At 55.0% G+C, this 20367-nt stretch carries 20 protein-coding genes and 1 pseudogene; 7 read left to right on the forward strand and 14 right to left on the reverse strand.

Features of this window, described 5'->3' with window-relative positions; all coding sequences use genetic code 11:
- Positions 1-32 precede the first annotated feature (32 nt).
- A complete protein-coding gene (locus KGB25_RS23780; protein ID WP_008036193.1) occupies positions 33-587 on the forward strand; it encodes a hypothetical protein in 555 nt (184 codons plus the stop codon).
- A gap of 52 nt (positions 588-639) precedes the next feature.
- On the opposite strand, the gene KGB25_RS23785 is transcribed toward KGB25_RS23780, so the two are convergent.
- The 5 genes from KGB25_RS23785 to KGB25_RS23805 are packed head-to-tail and all read right to left on the reverse strand — an operon-like array spanning position 640 to position 5715.
- Positions 640-957 carry a cytochrome C oxidase subunit IV family protein gene (locus tag KGB25_RS23785; RefSeq protein ID WP_007988247.1) on the reverse strand — a complete coding sequence of 106 codons (318 nt, stop codon included), beginning with the start codon at positions 955-957 and terminating at the stop codon, positions 640-642.
- Positions 958-1011: 54 nt separating this feature from the next.
- Positions 1012-1722, reverse strand: a complete 711-nt coding sequence (locus tag KGB25_RS23790) for a heme-copper oxidase subunit III family protein (protein WP_192419442.1) — start codon at positions 1720-1722, stop codon at positions 1012-1014.
- Positions 1723-1728: 6 nt separating this feature from the next.
- A complete protein-coding gene (locus KGB25_RS23795; protein WP_223436959.1) occupies positions 1729-2421 on the reverse strand; it encodes a cytochrome c oxidase subunit 3 in 693 nt (230 codons plus the stop codon).
- Positions 2418-4193, reverse strand: a complete 1776-nt coding sequence (gene ctaD / locus KGB25_RS23800) for a cytochrome c oxidase subunit I (protein ID WP_223436993.1) — start codon at positions 4191-4193, stop codon at positions 2418-2420. Before ctaD ends, KGB25_RS23795 begins: the two co-directional genes overlap by 4 nt.
- A 43-nt stretch (positions 4194-4236) precedes the next feature.
- Positions 4237-5715, reverse strand: coding sequence for a cytochrome c oxidase subunit II (locus tag KGB25_RS23805; protein ID WP_008036186.1), 1479 nt, complete (start codon positions 5713-5715; stop codon positions 4237-4239).
- Positions 5716-6170: 455 nt separating this feature from the next.
- Here KGB25_RS23805 and KGB25_RS23810 point away from each other — a divergent pair, with 455 nt between their 5' ends.
- Both KGB25_RS23810 and KGB25_RS30425 read left to right on the forward strand, forming a co-directional pair.
- Positions 6171-6509: a hypothetical protein gene (locus tag KGB25_RS23810; RefSeq protein WP_008036183.1), complete on the forward strand. Its 339-nt coding sequence runs from the start codon at positions 6171-6173 to the stop codon at positions 6507-6509.
- 326 nt (positions 6510-6835) lie between these two features.
- Positions 6836-6964 (forward strand): hypothetical protein, encoded by a 129-nt coding sequence (locus KGB25_RS30425; protein WP_263286183.1) that lies wholly within the window; start codon positions 6836-6838, stop codon positions 6962-6964.
- A 78-nt stretch (positions 6965-7042) separates the two neighbouring features.
- Here KGB25_RS30425 and KGB25_RS23815 read toward each other — a convergent pair whose 3' ends face one another.
- Positions 7043-8785, reverse strand: coding sequence for a P-loop NTPase fold protein (locus KGB25_RS23815; RefSeq protein WP_223436962.1), 1743 nt, complete (start codon positions 8783-8785; stop codon positions 7043-7045).
- A gap of 924 nt (positions 8786-9709) precedes the next feature.
- Here KGB25_RS23815 and KGB25_RS23820 point away from each other — a divergent pair.
- Together KGB25_RS23820 and KGB25_RS23825 are read left to right on the forward strand one after the other, a co-directional pair.
- Positions 9710-9979 carry a short-chain dehydrogenase gene (locus KGB25_RS23820; RefSeq protein ID WP_223416122.1) on the forward strand — a complete coding sequence of 90 codons (270 nt, stop codon included), beginning with the start codon at positions 9710-9712 and terminating at the stop codon, positions 9977-9979.
- Between the two features lie 77 nt (positions 9980-10056).
- Positions 10057-10314 (forward strand): annotated as a pseudogene (locus KGB25_RS23825) (type II toxin-antitoxin system HicB family antitoxin); the annotation flags it as partial.
- 277 nt (positions 10315-10591) lie between these two features.
- On the opposite strand, the gene tam reads toward KGB25_RS23825, so the two are convergent.
- Positions 10592-11362, reverse strand: coding sequence for a trans-aconitate 2-methyltransferase (gene tam, locus KGB25_RS23830; protein ID WP_223436965.1), 771 nt, complete (start codon positions 11360-11362; stop codon positions 10592-10594).
- A 393-nt stretch (positions 11363-11755) separates the two neighbouring features.
- On the opposite strand from tam, the gene KGB25_RS23835 reads away from it, so the two are divergent.
- A complete protein-coding gene (locus tag KGB25_RS23835; RefSeq protein ID WP_008036175.1) occupies positions 11756-12259 on the forward strand; it encodes an inclusion body family protein in 504 nt (167 codons plus the stop codon).
- Between the two features lie 126 nt (positions 12260-12385).
- Positions 12386-12925, forward strand: a complete 540-nt coding sequence (locus KGB25_RS23840) for an AidA/PixA family protein (protein WP_223436995.1) — start codon at positions 12386-12388, stop codon at positions 12923-12925.
- Between the two features lie 53 nt (positions 12926-12978).
- Here the strand turns inward: KGB25_RS23840 and KGB25_RS23845 are convergent, their stop codons facing one another.
- From KGB25_RS23845 to KGB25_RS23875, 7 genes are all read right to left on the reverse strand, one after another.
- Positions 12979-14064, reverse strand: coding sequence for a type I restriction endonuclease (locus KGB25_RS23845; protein ID WP_223436967.1), 1086 nt, complete (start codon positions 14062-14064; stop codon positions 12979-12981).
- Positions 14065-14478: 414 nt separating this feature from the next.
- The gene (locus KGB25_RS23850; RefSeq protein ID WP_223416125.1) at positions 14479-14982 is read right to left on the reverse strand and encodes a DUF4142 domain-containing protein; all 504 of its coding nucleotides are present in this window, start codon (positions 14980-14982) and stop codon (positions 14479-14481) included.
- A 73-nt stretch (positions 14983-15055) separates the two neighbouring features.
- Positions 15056-15214 carry a KGG domain-containing protein gene (locus KGB25_RS23855; protein ID WP_008025734.1) on the reverse strand — a complete coding sequence of 53 codons (159 nt, stop codon included), beginning with the start codon at positions 15212-15214 and terminating at the stop codon, positions 15056-15058.
- 118 nt (positions 15215-15332) lie between these two features.
- Positions 15333-16682, reverse strand: a complete 1350-nt coding sequence (locus tag KGB25_RS23860; RefSeq protein ID WP_223436970.1) for a bifunctional diguanylate cyclase/phosphodiesterase — start codon at positions 16680-16682, stop codon at positions 15333-15335.
- An 87-nt stretch (positions 16683-16769) separates the two neighbouring features.
- Positions 16770-17408 carry a LysE family translocator gene (locus tag KGB25_RS23865; protein WP_223436972.1) on the reverse strand — a complete coding sequence of 213 codons (639 nt, stop codon included), beginning with the start codon at positions 17406-17408 and terminating at the stop codon, positions 16770-16772.
- Positions 17409-17425: 17 nt separating this feature from the next.
- Entirely contained in the window at positions 17426-17890 is a 465-nt protein-coding gene (gene fos / locus KGB25_RS23870; RefSeq protein ID WP_223436975.1) for a fosfomycin resistance glutathione transferase, read from the reverse strand.
- 1142 nt (positions 17891-19032) lie between these two features.
- A complete protein-coding gene (locus tag KGB25_RS23875; RefSeq protein ID WP_223436977.1) occupies positions 19033-20364 on the reverse strand; it encodes an MFS transporter in 1332 nt (443 codons plus the stop codon).
- Positions 20365-20367: the final 3 nt, after the last annotated feature.

Raw genomic sequence — 20367 nt, forward strand, 5'->3', positions numbered from 1 at the left:
GTCTACGGCAAGCACGGGATGGGAGGTGTGGCATGAATCGACACTATTACATCAGTGACAATCTCGACGACCTTGAAGCCGTTGAAAATGAACTGGAAGCCAACGGCATCAACTCCGAACAAATCCATGTGCTCAGCGAACATGTGGCTGATGTTGAACAACATCACCTGCACGAGATCAACTCGTTGATGGAGCAGGATGTCGTTCACTCTGGCGAAATCGGTGCGGTGATCGGTTTGCCACTCGCCGCGTTGGTCCTTGGCGGCGCCTACTGGCTGGGCTGGACCGAATCCGTCGCAGGCTGGATGCCTTTTATCTTTCTCGCCGTTGTTATATTCGGCTTCTGCATCTGGGAAGGCGGTTTTTTTGGTATTCAGGTGCCAAACGCTCACTTCCGCAGTTTCAAACAGGTGGTAGAAGAGGGAAAACACATTTTCTTTGTGGACGTCGAGCCGAATCAAGAGCCGGTTCTGGACGGGGTTATCGGACACCATCCACTACTGAAGATCGCCGGTACGGGCACGGCAGCCCCTCACTGGACAGTCGCCTGGCTGCACAGGTGGCATCAGTTCAAACGAACGATATAACGGCATTGGTTGCCGATCAGTCCCTGGAGGTTCAAGGTCGTCCGGGCGTTTCCTATTGTCCGAAGAAAATCACCCGGCTGAGAAACACATAGTCCGCCTCGGTGGCCATCAGTCCGACAAGCACCAGCAAACACAACGGTGGCACCAGGATGGCGTAGACCATGGCCAATCGCTCCCAGGCCATGTGCATGAAGATGGAGACGATCAAACCGGCCTTCAGCAACATGAAAGTGATGATCAGGGCCCAGCGAAGGTAGCCGTGGAAGTGAAAGTAATCGACCAGGTACGACAGGGTACTGAGGACGAATAACAGCCCCCAGATTTTCAGGTACAGGCTGATCGGATGTTGCTGACCTTGAGCATGCGCCATCATCAGTGCTCCTCTGCGGATCCTGCTCTCCCCTTCATGAACAGCGTCCCGGACTTACCATAAATAGAAAAACGCAAAAATAAACACCCACACCAAATCCACGAAGTGCCAGTACAGCCCGGCTATCTCGACGTTTTGATAGTTTCCGGAGCGCTCATAATCTCCCCGCAATACTTTCCTCGCCACAATGCTGAGGTAGAGGGCGCCGATGGACACGTGCAGCCCGTGAAAACCGGTAATCATGAAAAAGCTGGCGCCAAATTGCGCCGCTCCCATGGGGTTCCCCCAGGGACGTACCCCTTCTGCGATGAGCTTGCTCCATTCAAATGCCTGCATGCCGACGAAGGTCACGCCCAAGGCAGCGGTCGCCAACATCAGGGCGGTGGTTTTCGCGCGATCACGGCGATAGGCATAGTTCACGGCCATGGCCATGGTGCCGCTGCTGCTGATCAGCACAAACGTCATGATGGCGATCAGAATCAGCGGGATTTCTCGACCGCCGATGGTCAAGGCGAACACTTCACTGGGGTTTGGCCAGGCCGTGGTGATGGTCATGCGAACCGACATGTAGCCGGTCAAGAAACAGGTGAATATAAACGTGTCGCTGAGCAGGAATATCCACATCATCGCCTTGCCCCAAGGGACCTGCTTGAAAGCCTCCTTGTCCGAGGCCCAATCATTGGCGATGCCTTGCCATCCTGGTGCAGACGGCGAGCCGAGGGTATTGGAAGAGCTTTCGCCTGGAGCTTGTGGATGCGATGCCATGGCTGATCACCTCAAGCCGCAGAGTCTGGCGATGGCTTCATAAGTCTGTGGCGTGCTGGTCAGCAAAGCGAATAACACAATCCACAGACCCAACAAGTAATGCCAGTAGATGGCACAGAGTTCGACGCTGGCGCTGAGTTGCGGCAACGGCACGCGATTCAGGAATCTGGCGACGGTCCTGCCCCAGGCAAACAACCCGCCCAGCAGGTGGAGCCCGTGCACACCGGTCAACAGGTAGAAGAAGCTATTGGCCGGGTTGCTGGCGACAAAGTAGCCCCAGGCGACAAACTGCTGCCAGACCCAGAACTGCCCCGCCAGAAAGGCAATTGCAAATACGCCTCCCACTACAAAGCCAATGACCGTTGCGTTCAGCCGAGCCTGGCGAGCGGCCATGCGCGCCCACTGCAACGCGATGCAACTCAACACCAGAAATGCCGAATTCACCCAGAGTTGCCATGGATTGGCTAACGGCGCCAAGGGCTCTGTCAGGGGTAGCCAGTCGGACATTTGTGAACGGGCGATAAAGGCCAGCAGAAAGAGAAAGAACAACGAACTCACCACGACCAGAAACAGGCGCAGGCCTATTTTTGCGGTCTGGTTTCGATTGGCACCTTCAGCGGACTGAATCCCTTCGGGATCACGACTCCAGCTGCCGTTGGGGTCCGCGCCGTCGGCGTTTTTCAACAGCAGTCTGTTCATGTTTTAACGTCCGCTGCCCGAGGTCCGGCACTGAGCTGCCGCATCTGTTCCAGCTCCTCGGCGGAGATTGTTTGCGGCACGAAATCCTGTTCGATCCCCGGAACGCTGTAGTCATAGGCCCAACGATGCACGACCGGCAGCTTCGCGCCCCAGTTACCGTGTATCGGCGGAGTGTTCGGCGTTTGCCATTCGAGGCTGGCCGCGCCCCACGGGTTGCCGCCAGCGGGCTTGCCCTTGAATGTGCTCCAGGCCAGGTTGAACACAAACAGCAACTGGGAAACGCCGACGGTCAAGGCCACCACCGTAATGAAAGCATTCAACTCTTGCGCCGACTGCGGGATGAACGCGTAGTTGTCATAAGCGTAATAACGGCGCGGCATGCCCTGGAAACCCAGGTAGTGCATGGGGAAGAAGATGGCGTAGGTGCCCAGGAAAGTAATCCAGAAATGCAACTTGCCCAGCGTGTCATTCAACAGGCGACCGGTGACTTTCGGGAACCAGTGATAAATACCGCCAAACACCACCAGTACCGGCGCGACGCCCATGACCATATGGAAATGGGCGACGACGAAATAGGTGTCCGAGAGCGGAATGTCCACGATCACATTGCCGAGAAACAACCCGGTCAGGCCACCGACCAGGAAGGTGACGATAAAGGCCAGGGCAAAAAGCATCGGCACGGTCAGATGAATGTCGCCGTGCCACAGGGTCAGCACCCAGTTGTAGACCTTCAATGCGGTCGGCACCGCGATGATCAAGGTGGTGACGGCGAAGAAAAAGCCAAAGTACGGGTTCATTCCGCTGACATACATATGGTGCGCCCAGACCACAAAGCTGAGTACGCCAATCGCGATAATGGCCCACACCATCATTCGGTAACCGAAGATGTTTTTCCGCGCATGGGTGCTGATCAGGTCCGAAACCAGGCCAAACGCCGGGAGCGCAACGATGTAGACCTCCGGGTGGCCAAAGAACCAGAACAGGTGCTGGAACAAGATGGGGCTGCCCCCTTGATGATCGAGTTGCTGCCCCAGCGAGATGATCGCCGGCATAAAGAAACTGGTGCCCAACAGTTTGTCGAACAGCATCATGACGGCGCTGACAAACAACGCCGGGAACGCCAGCAAGGCCATGATCGAGGCCATGAAGATTCCCCACACCGAGAGCGGCATGCGAAACAACGTCATGCCGTGGGTGCGCGCCTGCAACACCGTGGTGACGTAGTTCAACCCGCCCATGGTGGCGGCAACAATAAAAATCGCCAGAGAGACGAGCATCAGGACGATGCCCCACTCGACACCCGGTGTCCCCTGAGTAATGGACTGTGGCGGATAGAGCGTCCAGCCCGAACCGGTGGGGCCGCCCGGGACAAAGAAACTGGAGAGCAACACTACGACTGCCAGCAGGTAAAACCAGTAGCTGAGCATGTTGACGTAGGGGAAGACCATGTCGCGGGCGCCCACCATCAGCGGGATCAGATAGTTGCCGAAGCCCCCCAGAAACAAGGCCGTCAGCAAATAAATAACCATGATCATGCCGTGCATGGTCATCGCCTGGTAATAAGCACTGGCGTCCATGAACGCCAAACTGCCGGGGAAGCCAATCTGCATGCGCATCAAGCCGGACAGCACCACGGCGATAAGCCCCACGAACAGGGCCGTCAAGGAATATTGAACGGCAATGACCTTGTGGTCCTGACTCCAGATGTATTTGGTCAGGAAACTTTTCGGCTCGTGCAGTGCCTCTGTTTCGGCTTGCTCCGCATAGGCCATCACGTCATCCTCCGGCCGAAGTTTCAGTGTGTTTCTGGCGGCTTTACGGCGACTTCCCTGGCTCAGCCTTGCTCGATTCAGCGTCAGCATTCGCTTTGGATTTGATAAAAGCGATCAGGGCGTTCAGCTCCTTGTCGCTCGGCGTGAAGGGCGGCATGACAGCTGCGTAGCCCTTGACGATTTTGGCAGCGGGATTGAGAACCGACTCTTTCAAATAGCCCTCATCGACCTTGATGCTCGTACCGTCGGCAAGGGTTTCTGCCTTGCCATACAGGCCCTGCCAACCGGGGCCGATACCCTTGCTGCCATCGACACTGTGGCAGGCCAGACAACCGAGCGACTGCGCCAGCCGCTGTCCCTGTGCCACCAGATCGTCACCTGAGCCCGACACGTCGCCGGTAGACGGTTCTTCGGCTGGCTGCCCGGCACCCAGCGATTTGATCAGGGCGATGAGAGCAGCCAATTCATCATCCTTGAGAGTATAGGCCACCATCACCGGCGGGTAGCCTTGCACCAGGCGGGCCTTCGGATCGAGGATCGACTCTTTGAGGTAAGCCTCATCGACCTGCACGCTGCTGCCATCGGCGAGTTGTTCGGTGCGGCCGTACAAGCCCTTCCATCCCGGGCCGAGACTGGCACTGCCATCCTGGCTATGGCAGGCATGGCAGCCGTATTGCTCGACCAGTTGGCGGCCTTTTTCCAGCACGCTGTCCCGACCGGGCCTGGCGGCCGTGGTCAATGTCTGCGCAAAGGTCGGTTGGCTGCCCAGCCATTGAGCGAAGGCGGCCTGGTCTACCACGATCATATTGCCGCGCATGTTGTAATGACCGACGCCGCAATACTCGGCACACAGCACTTCATACTTGCCCATGACAGTTGGTGTAAACCAGAAGTACGACACCATTCCCGGCACCATGTCCATCTTGCTGCGAATCTGCGGTATATAAAAATTGTGCAGAACATCTTTGGAACGCAACAAGACTTTCACTGGCTGATCGATCGGAAGACGAACTTCATTACTTCTGACTATTACATCGTCCTGTCCAACAGGGTCCTTGGGATCAAGACCGAGTGGATTGACCGAATCAACAAGCTTGATATCCGACTTCCCCAACTTCCCGTCCTGGCCCGGAAAACGAAAAGCCCATTGCCATTGCTGGGCGACCACCTCAAGTTCATACGCATTTTTGGGCACCCGGATAAAATCGTTATAAACAACAAGACCCGGCGCCAACATCCCGGCAATCCCGATCGACGTCACGACAATCAGCCAGAATTCCAACCGTTTATTTTCTGGCTGGTAGGCGGCCCTGACGCCCTCCTTGTGACGGAAACGCATGACGGCCACCGCCATGAACACGGTGATGGCGATGAAAAATATCCCGCTGATGACCAGCGTGATGAACAGCGTGGTGTCTATTGAACCCCAATTGGAAGCGGGTGGTGCCGCATGCCAGGGCGCTAATAAATGGAAGAGCACGGATGCAATAACGATCAGGACAAGAATAATTGCCATTGCCATTTTGCCTTCTTCCTATTCCTGTCACTCATTGGCATGCATAAGCATCCCCACAGAACAGCAGCGTCTAATCACGACTCATCCGACGCCAAAACAGGCTGACCCAATACCACCTTTCGTCGTGGCAAAGTTCGCTGGAAGTATAGTTCATGGGCGCTACAGACGCTGTTGCTGCAAGGCCCGCGCACCTGGATATTCCAACCTCGGCATCAAGCTGATTACTTAAAACCCATTCGCTATATCTAACTGTCTCTATTCAGTAACACCCCTTCAGACTAATAAGGCGCGCAGAGACATCGAGTAAGCGAAACGCGGTGGCCAGCTATAATTAGTATCTGTGTTACGCAGGCAGGGATCGGCTGAAAATGCCACTGAAGACGGTCCTTGTCGGGTATAGCGGTCAGACCCATGACGGCTAAGAGCTACAACGTCCAGCCGTCCACAACGGAGATTTCGTCATGAGTGCCTTGACGATCGAAGGCTGGTGCAAATTCAACGGCGCACAAAAATCGACCCCAATAGGTGAAATCCATTTTTACGTCGATGGCCCCCTCCACCGGGGCCTGGAGGAGGCTGAAGAACGCTTGCAGGAGACCCATGAAAAGGAAGCCATGGTTGACGTCGACATGAGCACACTGGAGTTGATCTTGCCAGGGGGCTACGGGCCTTTGTCCGACTGCCAGATGCGCGTCTATATCCACAACGAGCGCGGCCAGTTTCATCTGGTGGGACATCGAGCGAGTGATGGCTGCCTGATCTACAGCAACGCGGTTTTGGTTGATCAGTTGATTGATTAGCGGCTAAGGGATTTTCGGTCCTCAAATGCGCGGAAGGGGCGGACGGAAAGAGTGGTGTCTGCCCCTGTTTCATCAACGCGTCAAAAACCGGCTTTGATGGCCGGTTTTTTTGTGTCTGGTGTTTGGTGAAATCAGGTGTGGGGAATCGAGTCAGCTGTTGGGATAGGAGCAGCTAAGCTACAGCTTGTTAGCGTTTTTTTTCAATAATACGAATTTAGTATCGAATTCCCTCTCGAATTACTATTTTCACATCGGCGAAATTAGCGTTTTCGCATAATATCGACGTTCTGTTAACGTTTTTCTTTCCCCGATAAAGGATTTCGTCAATGCAAGTCGGTTTCAAGACCCTCGCGAATCGTTATGACATCGCACTGGTGCAACCACTGCGTGTCGAGTCGATGATCGGCACTGTTCGTGTCAGCCGCGAAATTGACGGAAATGTGGAGAACCGTTAACCGACTTGCAGCGATAGCTTCCAGAACAGAAAAAGCATAAACAAAACCAAGCCTGGATTTTTACCGGGGTTAATTTTCCTACAGCGATTCTTTCTCCTTCAGTTCATCGTACATTTCCTGATAACTCATGTAAGTATCTGTACGCATTTTATTTAGCAACGACTCGCCTCGTATCTTTAGTATCGCTTCGTAAGACTTCAAAAAAATAGACCGAAAAGCTTTCTGCGATTCATCTTCTGATGCCCGAATAGAGCCAAACTCCAAACAATACAAGACCCAAGCGTGTAGATTTTCGCTATCAGCCCTCGAAAAGAAATCATAAAAATCATCAACATCAGCCTGAGAAAGCCTTAAATAGTCCTCACTATCAAGACCATTTGTACCAACATAAGGCAGGATATAATCTGCAAACTCCTTCTCAACTTTTGAATCCTCAATATATGCATTCAACGCATCTGATAGATACTTATCTTTCGGCCATCTAAACAGCTGTCGCTTATCAATTTTCGCACCTCGCCGCGTCAACCCAAGCATATATTCATCGACAATCTGTGCAGCTCTTTCGTCACGCCCGAGCCCTCTAAAGGTTTCACATATTGAATCCAAATCCATGAAAGACATTTCACCCAAACAAACTTTTAATGCTTTTTCAAAGCACCCAAGCAGCTCATCCTCATTATCTCTAAAGGAACATCTATATACAGACCACGCCTCTCTCAGCATCTGTATTTCCTTGTTATGCTTTACTTTTTCAGCCATTTTTTCAGCAAGCTTTCGTATCTCACCCTCATCCAAATAACCTTTTTCCACCAAAAAAATAACAGCTACATCTAATTCATCGCAGCTCGAAAACCCATATTCTTTCAAAAAAATTGACGTTTTATTTTTTATCGTGGCATCTGCGGAACCATCTTTACTAGCAAAAAAATCCTCAAATCCCCCCCCACCAAACTCCTTAATCGCACCTATCATTACACGCTGGGGGTCACTGGAGTAAATTGACCAAACGACTAATGGAAGGGTATGCAACACCTGCGTGACTATCGGCTCGGGATAATTAAGCACAACCCCACGGAGGGCCTTTGAAAAATAAAGTATTTTTTTGAGAATTCTGATATTAGAAATCTTAAGAGCGATGGAATTAGTCAACAACCGACTCTCATATTCATCCCCCATATCAAAAACTAAGTTTGCAGCCTCGTGCGGAGTAGGTGAAAATTCAATTTCATAATCAAATACTTTTTCATTAAACTGAAAGTACTCATCTAACCCTCCTTCCAATTGAGCATGATTCAACACCAAAATAACGCTGCAATTTTTATTTTCAACCAGATAAGAAATCAGCCCCAAAACTTCTTTTCCAGACAACCCCGTATTTCTTCGCTCATAATCATCAATACAAATCAAAGTATCAGCGACACTTGCGAAAGATATCGCATCGACGACGCCTCCCAATCCCTTTACAAACGGTAGCGATGCCGTTTCGGCAGTAACTTTCACTCCTTTCCTTACAGCTCTCTCTAAAGCGTGCCCTACACCTGCAAGATTTCCAATCAGGCTCTTGAAATCTCCGTTAACATCAGCATTTTCACTAGAAACAACATTTTCAAAAATTGCCCGTTTCAAATCAGCTAAATTACTTAACCCAAAAAGCGACACATAAGCGTATTTTTTGCGAGAAATCGATTCTTTTTTTTGCTTAAGCAGCATATTCCAAAGATATGTTTTCCCTGTCCCCCACTCGCCCTTTAGAACAACCGCTCTGGAATTAGGCTCAGAGACAAACATCTCCAGTGCAGATCTAACTTGTTGAACAGACATACAAAATTCCTTGCGTTTAGGTTATTCAAGCAAACCAGAAAATCTAGCAACATACATAAATGACTATCAAATAATAAAATCAAACAAATTTTGAGAATCAGTATATATCATAACGCCATGCATATCCGCACAACAGTTTTTCACACCCGTAAAAACTGGATAAGTTATCCCCCTAGAGCAATAGGGACGGATACAAACGCGTCTTAGCAGGAGTGGCATATTCATGAAAACAGATACATCCCCCTTCGCACATAAATCCAACCTGCAGCAGGGATTTTAATAGGCTTGTTTAGAATCTTCAGGCCGTCGAAGTGGAATCCAGTGAAGTTTTGATAGCCTTTGCTTTCTGCACAAGATCGCGTTGAGAAGCTCTAGCCTCGCTAACTATGCCCATCAAAATCTCTCGCCTAGTCTCGGCGGGTATGTTGGAGAAAAACTCAGTCCACGCGCTGGCTCTCTCAACCTTAGCTTTACTCATGACTTCATACCTCCGTTCAGCGAGCTAAATACTCTGACGTCATACCTGAAATCCCATGCTCTACCCGACTCAAAACTACAACATCCCCATTTTCACGCAGCCTCCGAATCGAGCCGATTTTTCAGAAAGGGCAAGGTCCTACACGACTCTGGGAATTGTCCGTACACTTGCGCATTGCAGTGTTTTTGTCACGAAGCCTATAGTCCGTTCACGCCAAAAAGGCGTATCGGGTTTGGCGACTCGATGACAACGACCCAGAAGCCTCGGAGTTTTTCCGGAGCTTTTCTGACTGCACTTTGCTGCGCTTTTTTTGGTGGCTGTGCGTGGGAGACCTTCGGGTCTGCCGGTTTTACCGTTGTCCGGTTCGCCAACCCGCGTACAGCTACCACCCTATTGTTTGGCGACGATTGAGTGGTAGGTCTTTCACCTACTAACGGTAACCACTCATGAACGAATATATGGCTTTAACCAGCAACGCCGACGACCTCCCCACGTTCTACGTCAACACCACCCAACCACTGCATTCCCTACTCAGCTCCGCCCGCTACAGAATCGGCGCGGTAACGCAGGTCCTGGAAAACCTCGCGATGCGTGGTGAAATATCCACTGACTCGGTGATTCTCAGTGACTTCGCATTGCTCTGCGCCATACCGCTGCGCGATGGCTGCGATGTGATGGATGTCATTGCACGACGTATGGATGCGGAACCGTCCTGACGCTAAACAGTGGCGCCTTTCGGGGCGCCCTTTGCGTTTTTAGCGTCAGTAACTGGATCAGCAGGAGAGCAGTGAACATGCTTTATCCGATAGCGATTTCAATTGGCGATGGCAAACACGCGTGGGGCGTTGATATCCCGGATGTCCCGGGTTGTTTTTCCGCCGGCGAAGATCTGGACGATGCAGTGGCTATGGCGCGCGAAGCCATTCAGGGTCATTTCGAAATACTGGCTGAAAACGGTTTACCGATTCCACCTGCCAGCAAAATCACGCTGCACACAGCCAATCCGAAGTACGCTGAATGTGTCTGGGAAGAAGTAGAGATCTCCATATCCAACGTTCAACGCTGAGCACTTCGGCGCCCCACGTATAGTTTCCGTATAGATCCCCACCAGCCAGTAAAGAAGCCGTAGCGCCCCCTCAAACCCGACAAAAAACCACCTACCCTGCCCTCTCACCTTTCACGCAGAGATCAGCATGGACAATTCAGAGTTGGGGCTCATGATCATTTCAATGATCGGGTTATTCGGCTTTGCGTCGTTTCTTTTCGATTACTTGAGCACCAAGCGAAGGGACAGATGACGTTCCGCGTTATCCGTCCCTTTTCCGCACTTAGCGGGTCGCGACGATGAACAATCGCGGGAACGGCAACAGCACCGAACCATCGCTCAGCGTCGGGTACGCCTGTTCGATAGCGGTGTGATATTGCTTGAGGTATTGCGCCTTTTCCGCGTCATCCAGCGGTTCGAGAAACGGCCGCAAGCCGCTGCCCTTGAACCACTCGACCACGCCCGACGCGCCGCCCGCCAGCGGATGATGGTAGGTGGTGCGCCACACATCGACGCGCGCGCAGTGCGGTCGCAGCATCGAGTAATAGTCGCTGGCACTGGCCATTTCCGTGCGTTGCCCGGCGGCGTCCGCCAATTTGCTGGCCCACGGGCCATTGGCAGCGACGTCACGCATCAGGCGATGGGACGGTTCGTTGAGGTTGTCGGGCATCTGAATCGCCAGGCTACCACCGGGAGAAAGCTTGCTCACCAGAGCCGGCAGCAAATTCGCGTGATCGGGCAGCCACTGCAACACAGCGTTGGCGAAGATCACGTCGAACGGACCGCTCTCGTTCCAGGTGCCAATATCCACGGTGTCGAACTGCACCTGCGGCAAGCGCTTGCGGGCGGCTTCGATCATGTCGGTCGAACTGTCGACGCCGCGCACCGTGGCGCTGATGAAGCGTTCCAGCAACAGCTCGGTCGAGTTGCCGGGGCCGCAACCGATGTCGATGGCCGAGCGTGCTTCAACGGGCGGGATCGCCGCGAGCAGATCCCGGGCCGGGCGCGTGCGTTCATCTTCAAAAGCGACGTATTGCTTGGCGGACCAACTCATTGCGTTCTCCTGTCGAATCGTTGTCCGGGCCTGGGCCGACAACCGGTTCGCTACGATACCTCGCCCCACGCATCCCTCCCTACCCGACTTTTGGATGTTCGAAGGATATGCAGGTCGTTTCTTATCGCCAAATGATCAGAATTCATAACCAGATCGACCGTTCGTCGAGCTATCAGCAAAGCAGTTTTGACAGCCTGAATTTCACTTCTATAGTCCAATCGCGGCCCGTCGGAAGGAACCCGAACCCGTTGGTTTGTACTCAAGGAGCAAGGCCAGCTCATGCCCGTGACAGGTGGGTTCCGTCCGTAGTGTTTGCGCAACGACCGCAAGGCAAGCAAGCGTTGTTGAGCCTGGAAAGATGCCAGGCATTCACTATGAACAAGGAGTTTCACTATGTCTCGAGTCACGGATGTACTGGTTTCCATCGACACCGAAACCATTCTGAAAAACTACCCGAACATCAGCAAAAACCCTGCTGCACCAACGCTGATCGACGTCAATCACGTGTACATGGTGACCAACCAGAACAACGTGGTGAGCGGCCAGGCCGGTGGCGAACTCAACTTGAAAGCCCAGGTGGGCGACCTGATTCGCTGGCGTGAAACCAGCCTGTCGCAGAGCTTCGAGACCGCGGTGATTTTCTATAAATTCATCGGCAATGTCGGCCTTGACTTGATCTCCACACCCACGCCACGCAAGGCTACTGCCTGCGTAGCCGTGCCCAACACCAGCAATCCATCAGTGCCCAGCTGCCAGAAAGTCGATAACCATTACTGGTCTTCGGAAACCCTGTCCAGCGGCAGCGTGACGTATCACTTCCACTTCCTGATCGTGGATCGCGAGTGCAAGATCGTCGGCTGCTGTTCGTGGGACCCGTTCATCACCATCCGCAACTGACGAGCGTCAGGCCCCTTGGCAACGAGGGGCTTTTGCTGACTGCGTTGCCGCCTCGACAGGAACGGAATGCCTTGCATAAACCGAAGCGGCTACCGTCAAGTGTCACCATCATGAAAGGAATCCATGATGACTTCCGAACCGATCAAATCTCCTTCCTCAAGCGTCGCGACTGCCAACAATGTGTTGCTGATCGTCGATGCCGAATCACTGCTTCTACGCTACCCGGACCCGAGTCTTGAGGCGGACAATCCGACACCCATTTCCGATGGATTCGTCTTCAGCATCAACGGATCGCCAGCGTCACAAAGTACAACAAATGACAGCCTAATTACGTTGACCGCTGGCAGGGATGCGACTTTCCATATCCGCGGAAGAACCGTCAGCTTGCTCGCTGAGCACAGTGTGGTGTTTTACGAGATGTCTGTGGGTGACGCCGGCGTATTGTCGGCGCCGGAACTGGTGGTGCGGGGCGACCTGACAGTGCCGGCACCCGACACTGAAAACCCGACTGAACCGGGTACTCACCAAGCCGATGATCATTATTGGGCATGCACCCGACTCGCCGCCGGAGTTGAGGCGTGTGAGCTGCATTTCATGCTGGTTGATAAAAACTGCGAGGCGTTGGGGTATTTCAGTTGGGCGGTTGACGTTAGGCTTTCGGACTGAAGAAATATAAAAAAACCGACCTGAAGGGCCGGTTTTTTTTCGCAATCAGCTGGCTAATCGTAATACCCAACCGTCTTCTTCAAATGATCCGAATATTCGTAGATGTCATCAACAGAGTTAATTGCATGCCGGGTTTCATTCTTCTCTTCGTCAAATATGCCGATGTATTTCTGTGAGCGATTGAAGTGCAGACGGCAGATCGGTTTGCGGTTGTTGTCGTCCAGCAGGATGCCGAAGTAACTCTGGGTATCGCGTTGAACAATCCGCTTGGCATCCACGACTGAGCGGACCACGGCGCGGACGATGTGATAACCCTCCAGTTCCTCCAAAGTTGTCAGAACCTTGTCTTCTGACTCGTCTCGTAGATCCGGTTGCTCAGCATCACCGGAAGTAACCGGTAAAGAAGCAAGCGTGGGCTGAATGGCTCCGCTCATGGCCGACTTGAGCCGGTCATTGATCTGGTCATTGAGAAATTGCACCACAGCCTTTCTCGTCAGCTCATGGAACTGCTCACGGACTTTTTGAGTAATCACCCCGTCGTAGACCCGCGAAGCGAACACTTTCACAAAATCGTCGTCTGGCTTGCTGACCTGAGAAGCGATGACTTTTTTGATTTGGCTGACGTACTTCAACTCACCGGCAGCGCTGATGATCGAATCCACATCGAACGCTGATTTGGTGAGCTTTATCAATTCGGGGACGGAATACTCATCGATGTCCAGAAGGTCGAGTTCGAGAAATGGCTTCTCATCCATTTTGTTGGGCGCGTCCAGGTCAGTGAAAAACTTGTAGACCTGTCCGTTGGTGAGGATAGATATACGAGCGCTGGTGACATGGAAGTAACGAAACAGCTGGGAGGCATGATTGATGTGTAGCGGCTCACCTATTTTCTTGCACTCGATCAGGATCTGCACCTCGCCAGCCTTCATGATTGCGTAGTCAATTTTTTCTCCCTTCTTCGTTCCGATATCGCAGACGAATTCGGGAGTCACCTCGGTCGGATCGAAGACATCGTAGCCGAGCACCGTGCTGATAAAGGGCATGACAAAAGCGTTCTTCGTCGCCTCCTCCGTCTGAATTGCAGCACTCTGTAAGCGGACTTTGGCGGCTAAACTTGCTAACTTTTCGAAAAATTCCATGCGTAACCCCTTCCTGGTTTCGATCCGTGTGTTTGCATGCTGGCAAATTGACTGCCATTGATACTAGACACAAACCGGCACAAAGAAAGATTCCGCCCAGGAATAGCGAACAACCTCCCCCGCCCTCATGGAATCCGAACAGGTAATCAGAATTTTCATCCCGCCCGCGCTGTCACCAATTCAGACGCATTCCTATAAGGGACACGGCAATGAAGTTCGCAAAAACTCGCAGAAGCTGCGTCGAGGCTATCGCTCCATGAGCGCAAACGAGGTGCAGGGATTGGTGACCAAGGGCAAGCACAAACAGGATTTGAACGACTGTTGAGTGCGCGGGGCAATTCAGTCGCGAAAGCGGTGTGCCTGGCACACCGCGGCGGTTGGATCGCCAGCAAGCCGGCTCCTACAGAAAGCGCGTCAGCAATCTGCTTGCAGCGCCCTGGCCATTTGCAGGTGGTTCTGCAGTTTGGGCAGGGTTTCTTCAGCGAAGGCTTTGATTTCCGGTACGTCCGTGCTCTGCGCCTCCTGCTCCAGTTGTTCGATGGCTTCCTGCGTGGTTTTCACCTGGCTGGCGGCGTATGCCTGATCAAAAGAATCGCCCTCCTGCACTTGCGGCATCAAGGCTTTGGCCTTGTCGACCACCTCTTCCCGTGGCGCCACCGGCAGATCCAGTTGCCTGGCGATTTTCGCCAGGTGCTGGTTCGCAGTGGTGCGGTCGTTGATGACGATGATGGTGAAGTCCTTGATCTCTTTGGATTCGGATTTCTGGTGCGCCAGGCGACTGGCTTCGATGTCGGCCATGCCTTTGGCCGAGGCATCGTTGATGAATTCGGCGGGGGACTGGGCAAAGGCACTGCTGGCACACAGGCCCAGTAACGTGGCAAATCCGGTGCTGCATAATCGGGTGGCCATCTGGCTCATGGTCGCGCCCTCCTCTCTATAAATTCAAACGGGAGCTTTCGCTCCCGCCTCTCAATCAAAACCACTTTCACCACTACTTGGATTTCTGGCCACCTTTGCGGCCCATGTCGGGTTTCAAAGGTTCTTTATCGACAGTCGTGGTGGTCGTTTTCCCACCTTTGCGACCGGCTTCAGACGCCTTCGTTCGATCGTTGGCGAAACTTCCCGAGTTCGAGTTTCTTGAGTTAGGCATGATTCTCTACCTCTTGGTGATGATCGCAGCGAGCAGGAGCCCGCATAGGATCTGAATTTCCATCACCGCAAAGGTTTAAAAAAAAAAGGGATCGACGCGACGAACGGTGCCGTGGTTTTCAGGCCCCGAGTCGCAGGTGATGCTGGCGTTTGGCTGTGTACATCGCCTCGTCGGCATGGCGGAACAATTGCTTTTCTTCCGTGCCATGCTCGGGAAAATGCGCGACGCCGATGCTCAATTGAATGTTCAGGCTGTGCCCATCCAGCCGCAGCGGTTGCGCCAGGATATGACGGATTTTGCCCGCCACGCTGTCGGCATCTTCCGAGGCCTGAATGGTGTGCAGCAGCACCACGAACTCATCGCCGCCGATGCGCGCCACGGTGTCGGTTTCCCGTACGCAGCCTTTCAGGCGATTGGCGACCGCTTGCAGCAGCATGTCACCGACCGCATGGCCGTGGGTGTCGTTGACTTCCTTGAAGCGGTCGAGGTCGACGTACAACAGCGCCATGCGCCCGCTTTCCGACTTGGCCAGTGCCAGTGAGGCTTTCAGCCGGTCCCGGAGCAACTCGCGATTGGGCAGTTGGGTCAGTTGATCGTATTGGGCCATGCGCTGCAGCCGGGCGTGCAACTGCTTGCGCTCGATGGCGGTGGCGATCTGGGCACACACGAACTGCAACAGTTCCTTGTCTTGCTCGGTGTAGCGCTCGCCGCCCGCCACGCTTTTGACGATCAGCGCGCCGATGGTGCCTTTCTGGGAGTTCAACGGCACGCCCAGCCAGCATGGCGAATGCTGGCCCGTGACCAGCGCCTCGAATCCTGCGGGGGTGTTTTCCTGATTCGGGGTCAGCAGGATCGGTTGACCGCTGCGGATCACTTCGGCACACAAGCGTCCGGTCACCGTTCCAGGCTGTTCGGGTTGCTGCTCGTTGTCGTCGACGTGGTAAGGGAAATTGAGCTGCGCGCAATGCTCGTCATACAGCGCCACGGAGAAGTTCAGCGCCGGCAGCCATTCACCGATGATCAGGTGGATGCGTTTGAACAACGCCAACAAATCCTCCGCCGCGTGGGCCGCTTCGGAGATCGCGTACAGCGCCGCTTGTCGGGACTCGGCCTGCTTGCGTTCGGTGATGTCACGGGCCACGGCGATGCGCAGTTGATCGACTTCCGACCAGCGTGCGGACCACAGGATATGCACCACCCGGCCATCCTTGCGCACGTAGCGGTTTTCGAAGTTGAGTTTGGGGTCGCCGCCCATGATCTCCCGCGCGGCGTCGAGGGTGCGCTGGCGGTCGGCGGGATGCACCAGTTCGATCATCGGCTGGCCGACCAACTCGTCAGGCGTGTAGCCGAAAATGCGCTCGCAGGCCGCGCTGACAAAAACGAAGCGACCCTGTTTATCGACCGCGCAAACGGCGTCCAGCAGTAGATCGATGTAACTCGCCGACGGTGCGGAATTTCTGGTTGCCATGGTGCAGAGAGCATGTCCGAACAATGCAGCAATAAAGAACCATCCCTGACCAGTGATGATGCCGCTGACGCGTCCCTGCGATCAGTTTCAAGCCTTGTTCGGCATCAGCCCCGGCAAGGCATGCACCAGGGCGTTGATGGCGAAACCGATAAACATCACCCCGCACAACCGGGTGATCGCCAGTTCATGCCGTTGATACAGGCCGCGCACCTGCCGTGCACCGACGATGCCAATGAGGATAGCGTAGGCGATCAAACCGCCAACGAAACTCAGAACGATCAGCCAGGGCAACATCGACCAATGCAGCAGTTCCGCACGGCTGGACAGCAACGCCGTAAAAGTCGCCACCGCGACCGGATAGGCTTTCGGATTAGTCAGACCGAACAGAATGCCGTGCCAGAACGGCTGCCGCGCCGGGCCTTGCGGCGCTTCGGCGCTGCTGCGTTTGGCCCGCACTGCGCGCAAACCGAGCCAGAACAGATAGAGCCCGCTGAGCACGCCCAACACGTCAAACGCGGTGCTGCCAATTTCCCGCGCACCGACAATCGCGATCAGCGCGGTGCTGCACCAGACCACGTCCCCGAGCAAATGCCCGCACAAAAAACCTGCCCCTGCCCTTCGCCCACGCGCTGCACCAATACCGAACACCGCCAAAACGCCGGGCCCGGGCGTGATGCCGTAGATAAAGCCCGAGGCGAGAACGGCCATTAGCAGCGATGGGGTCATCGGGAAATCCTTTTGTACTATCCGGTGAATGGGCGCAAGTCTATATCAGGTCCCGGGGAATCGACTGACTGATCGTCGAAGAACTTCATTCCTGCGTACGGCCCCTGACGACAGGCGGCCAATCGCGACGCCAGGTCGCCGACATGGGCTTCGAGCTGGTGGCCGTCGGGGTCGAGGAAGTAGAAGGACGCACCTTCGCTGCGGTTATCGCGCCATTCGCGGACGTTGGCGGCACGAAGGCGTTCAACGAATGGCAGGAAGCCGGATGTGCTGATGCTGAAGGCGTAATGGGTGTAGTCGGTAGCGGGTTCGGCGTTGCGCAGGGGATCGAGGGAAAGGCACAGCCACAGGCCGGGTAGCGAGAGATAGGCGCCGGAGTCCCATGTGGCTTCGAGCTTAAGTTGCAGGATGTCGTGATAGAACGCCACGCTGCGGTTCAGGTCGGTGACGGCGAGGGTCAGGTGGTTGAGGCCGGTTAGCAATCTGATTACCTCGAACGTCGGAAGACAGGCTGTGCAATATCTCCTCCTCAATCCGCTCATACAACCCGTTCAACGTCTGATCCAGGACCAGATCCCTTGTATGAGCTGGCTTGCCAGCGATTGCGGTCTGAGATTGCAATGCGGTTTTCGAGGGACTCATCGCCGGCAAGCCGGCTCCTACAGGGTTGTGCGTACTTTGGGAGAGATCGTTACTACCTGAACGCCGCGGTCCTGTGGGAGCTGGCTTGCCAGCGATTGCGGTCTGGGATTGCGATGCAGTTTTCGAGGGCCCCATCGCCAGCAAGCCGGCTCCTACGGGGTTGTGCGTGCTTTGGGAGCGATCGTTACTACCTGCACGCCGCGGTCTTGTAGGAGCCGGCTTGCTGGCGATAGCGGTCTGAGATTGCAATGCGGTTTTCGAGGGACCCATCGCCGGCAAGCCGGCTCCTACAGGGTTGTGCGTGCTTTGGGAGCGATCGTTATTACCTGAACGCCGCGGTTCTGTGGGAGCTGGCTTGCCAGCGATGGCGGTCTGAAGTTGCAATGCGGTTTTCGAGGGGCCCATCGCCGGCAAGCCGGCTCCTACAGGGTTGTGCGTGCTTTGGGAGCGATCGTTAACTCCTGCACGCTGCGGTCCTGTGGGAGCTGGCTTGCCAGCGATTGCGGTCTGAGATTGCAATGCGGTTATCGAGGGACTCATCGCCGGCAAGCCGGCTCCTACAGGGTTGTGCGTGTTTTGGGAGCGATCGTTACTGCCTGCACGCTGCGGTTCTGTGGGAGCTGGCTTGCCAGCGATGGCGGTCTGAAGTTGCAATGCGGTTTTCGAGGGACGCATCGCCGGCAAGCCGGCTCCTACAGGGTTGTGCGTGTTTTGGGAGCGATTGTTATTACCTGAACGCCGCAGTCTTGTAGGAGCTGGCTTGCCAGCGATGGCGGTCTGAAGTTGCAATGCGGTTTTCGAGGGACCCATCGCCGGCAAGCCGGCTCCTACAGGGTTGTGCGTGTTTTGGGAGCGATTGTTATTACCTGAACGCCGCGGTCTTGTAGGAGCTGGCTTGCCAGCGATGGCGGTCTGAAGTTGCAATGCGGTTTTCGTGGGCCCCATCGCCGGCAAGCCGGCTCCTACAGGGTTGTGTACTTCTCTAGAACTTGTCGAGTGTGCGCAGTTTTTGCGGCAGCCCCCACAACAACAGCGCAACCGCGATCAGCGCGCAGACGCCGATGACGTACAGCGCCGGGGTGGTGCTGCCGGTCAGGTCTTTGATGCGCCCGACCATGACCGGGCTGACGATGCCGCCAAATTGGCCGAGGGTGTTGATCACCGCGATCCCGCCCGCAGCCCCTGCGCCGGCACCGGCCAGCAGTTTCGGTGGCAGGGTCCAGAAGCTCGGAATCGAGGCGATGATCCCGGCGCCGAGCAAGCCCAGCGCGACGATCAGGAAGGTCGTGTGGTTGGCGAAGATCCCGGCACAGAAGAACCCCAGCGCGCCCACCGCCACCAGCCCGGCGACAAACTTGCGCCGCTCGCCGGTCGAGTCGGACAACCGCCCGATCACCACCATGCTGATCGCGCCGCAGATGTACGGAATCGCCGTCAGCAAACCGATCATCACCGGGCTCTCGGTGCCTGCACTGCGGATCAGTTGCGGTGCCCAGAAGTTCAAGCCGTAGGACGCCACCTGAATCAGGAAGTAGATCAGGCCCAGCGTGAGAAAACCGGGAATCCGCAGCGCGGCGAGCAGCGAGCCACCGCTCTTGTGCGGTTCGTGGTGGGCGATGCGGCTGGTCAGCAACGTCTTCTCCGACGGTGTCAGCCAATGGGCGTCTTCGATGCGGTCCTTGAGCAAGGTCAGCACCAGCAAACCGAGGCCGATGCAGGGCACGCCGCCGAGCAGAAACAGCCAATGCCAGCCGCGCATGTCCAGGAAACCATCGAGGTGTTGCAGCACCAACCCGGAGAACGGTGCACCGACCAGCCCGGCAAATGCTGATGACAGGAACAGCATCGAGGTGATGCGCCCACGATAATGCTGCGGGAACCACAGCGTCAGGTAATACAGCACGCCCGGCGCAAAACCCGCTTCCATCGCGCCGATCACGAAGCGCAACGCGTAGAACTGCCATTCGCTGTTGACGAAGACCATCGCCGCCGTCGCAAGGCCCCAGGACATCATGATTCGGGCGATCCAGCGCCGGGCGCCGACCTTGTACAGCATCATGTTGCTCGGCACTTCGAAGATCACGTAACCGACCACGAACAGCCCGGCGCCGAGGCCGTACGCGGTGTCGCTCAGGCTCAGGTCGGCCTGCAACTGGAACTTGGCGAAGCTGATGTTGATGCGGTCGAAAAAGGCGAACAAGTAGCAGACCATGATCAGCGGCATCAGGCGCCAGGCGACTTTGCTGACCAGGGCTTTTTCTTCGTCGTGGCTAACGGACGGGCTCGCGCCCGCCTCCAGTACATTGAGGCTCATGGT

The sequence above is a fragment of the Pseudomonas sp. BF-RE-21 genome (genome assembly GCF_019947305.1).
In the GTDB taxonomy this organism is placed as follows: Bacteria; Pseudomonadota; Gammaproteobacteria; order Pseudomonadales; family Pseudomonadaceae; genus Aquipseudomonas; species Aquipseudomonas migulae.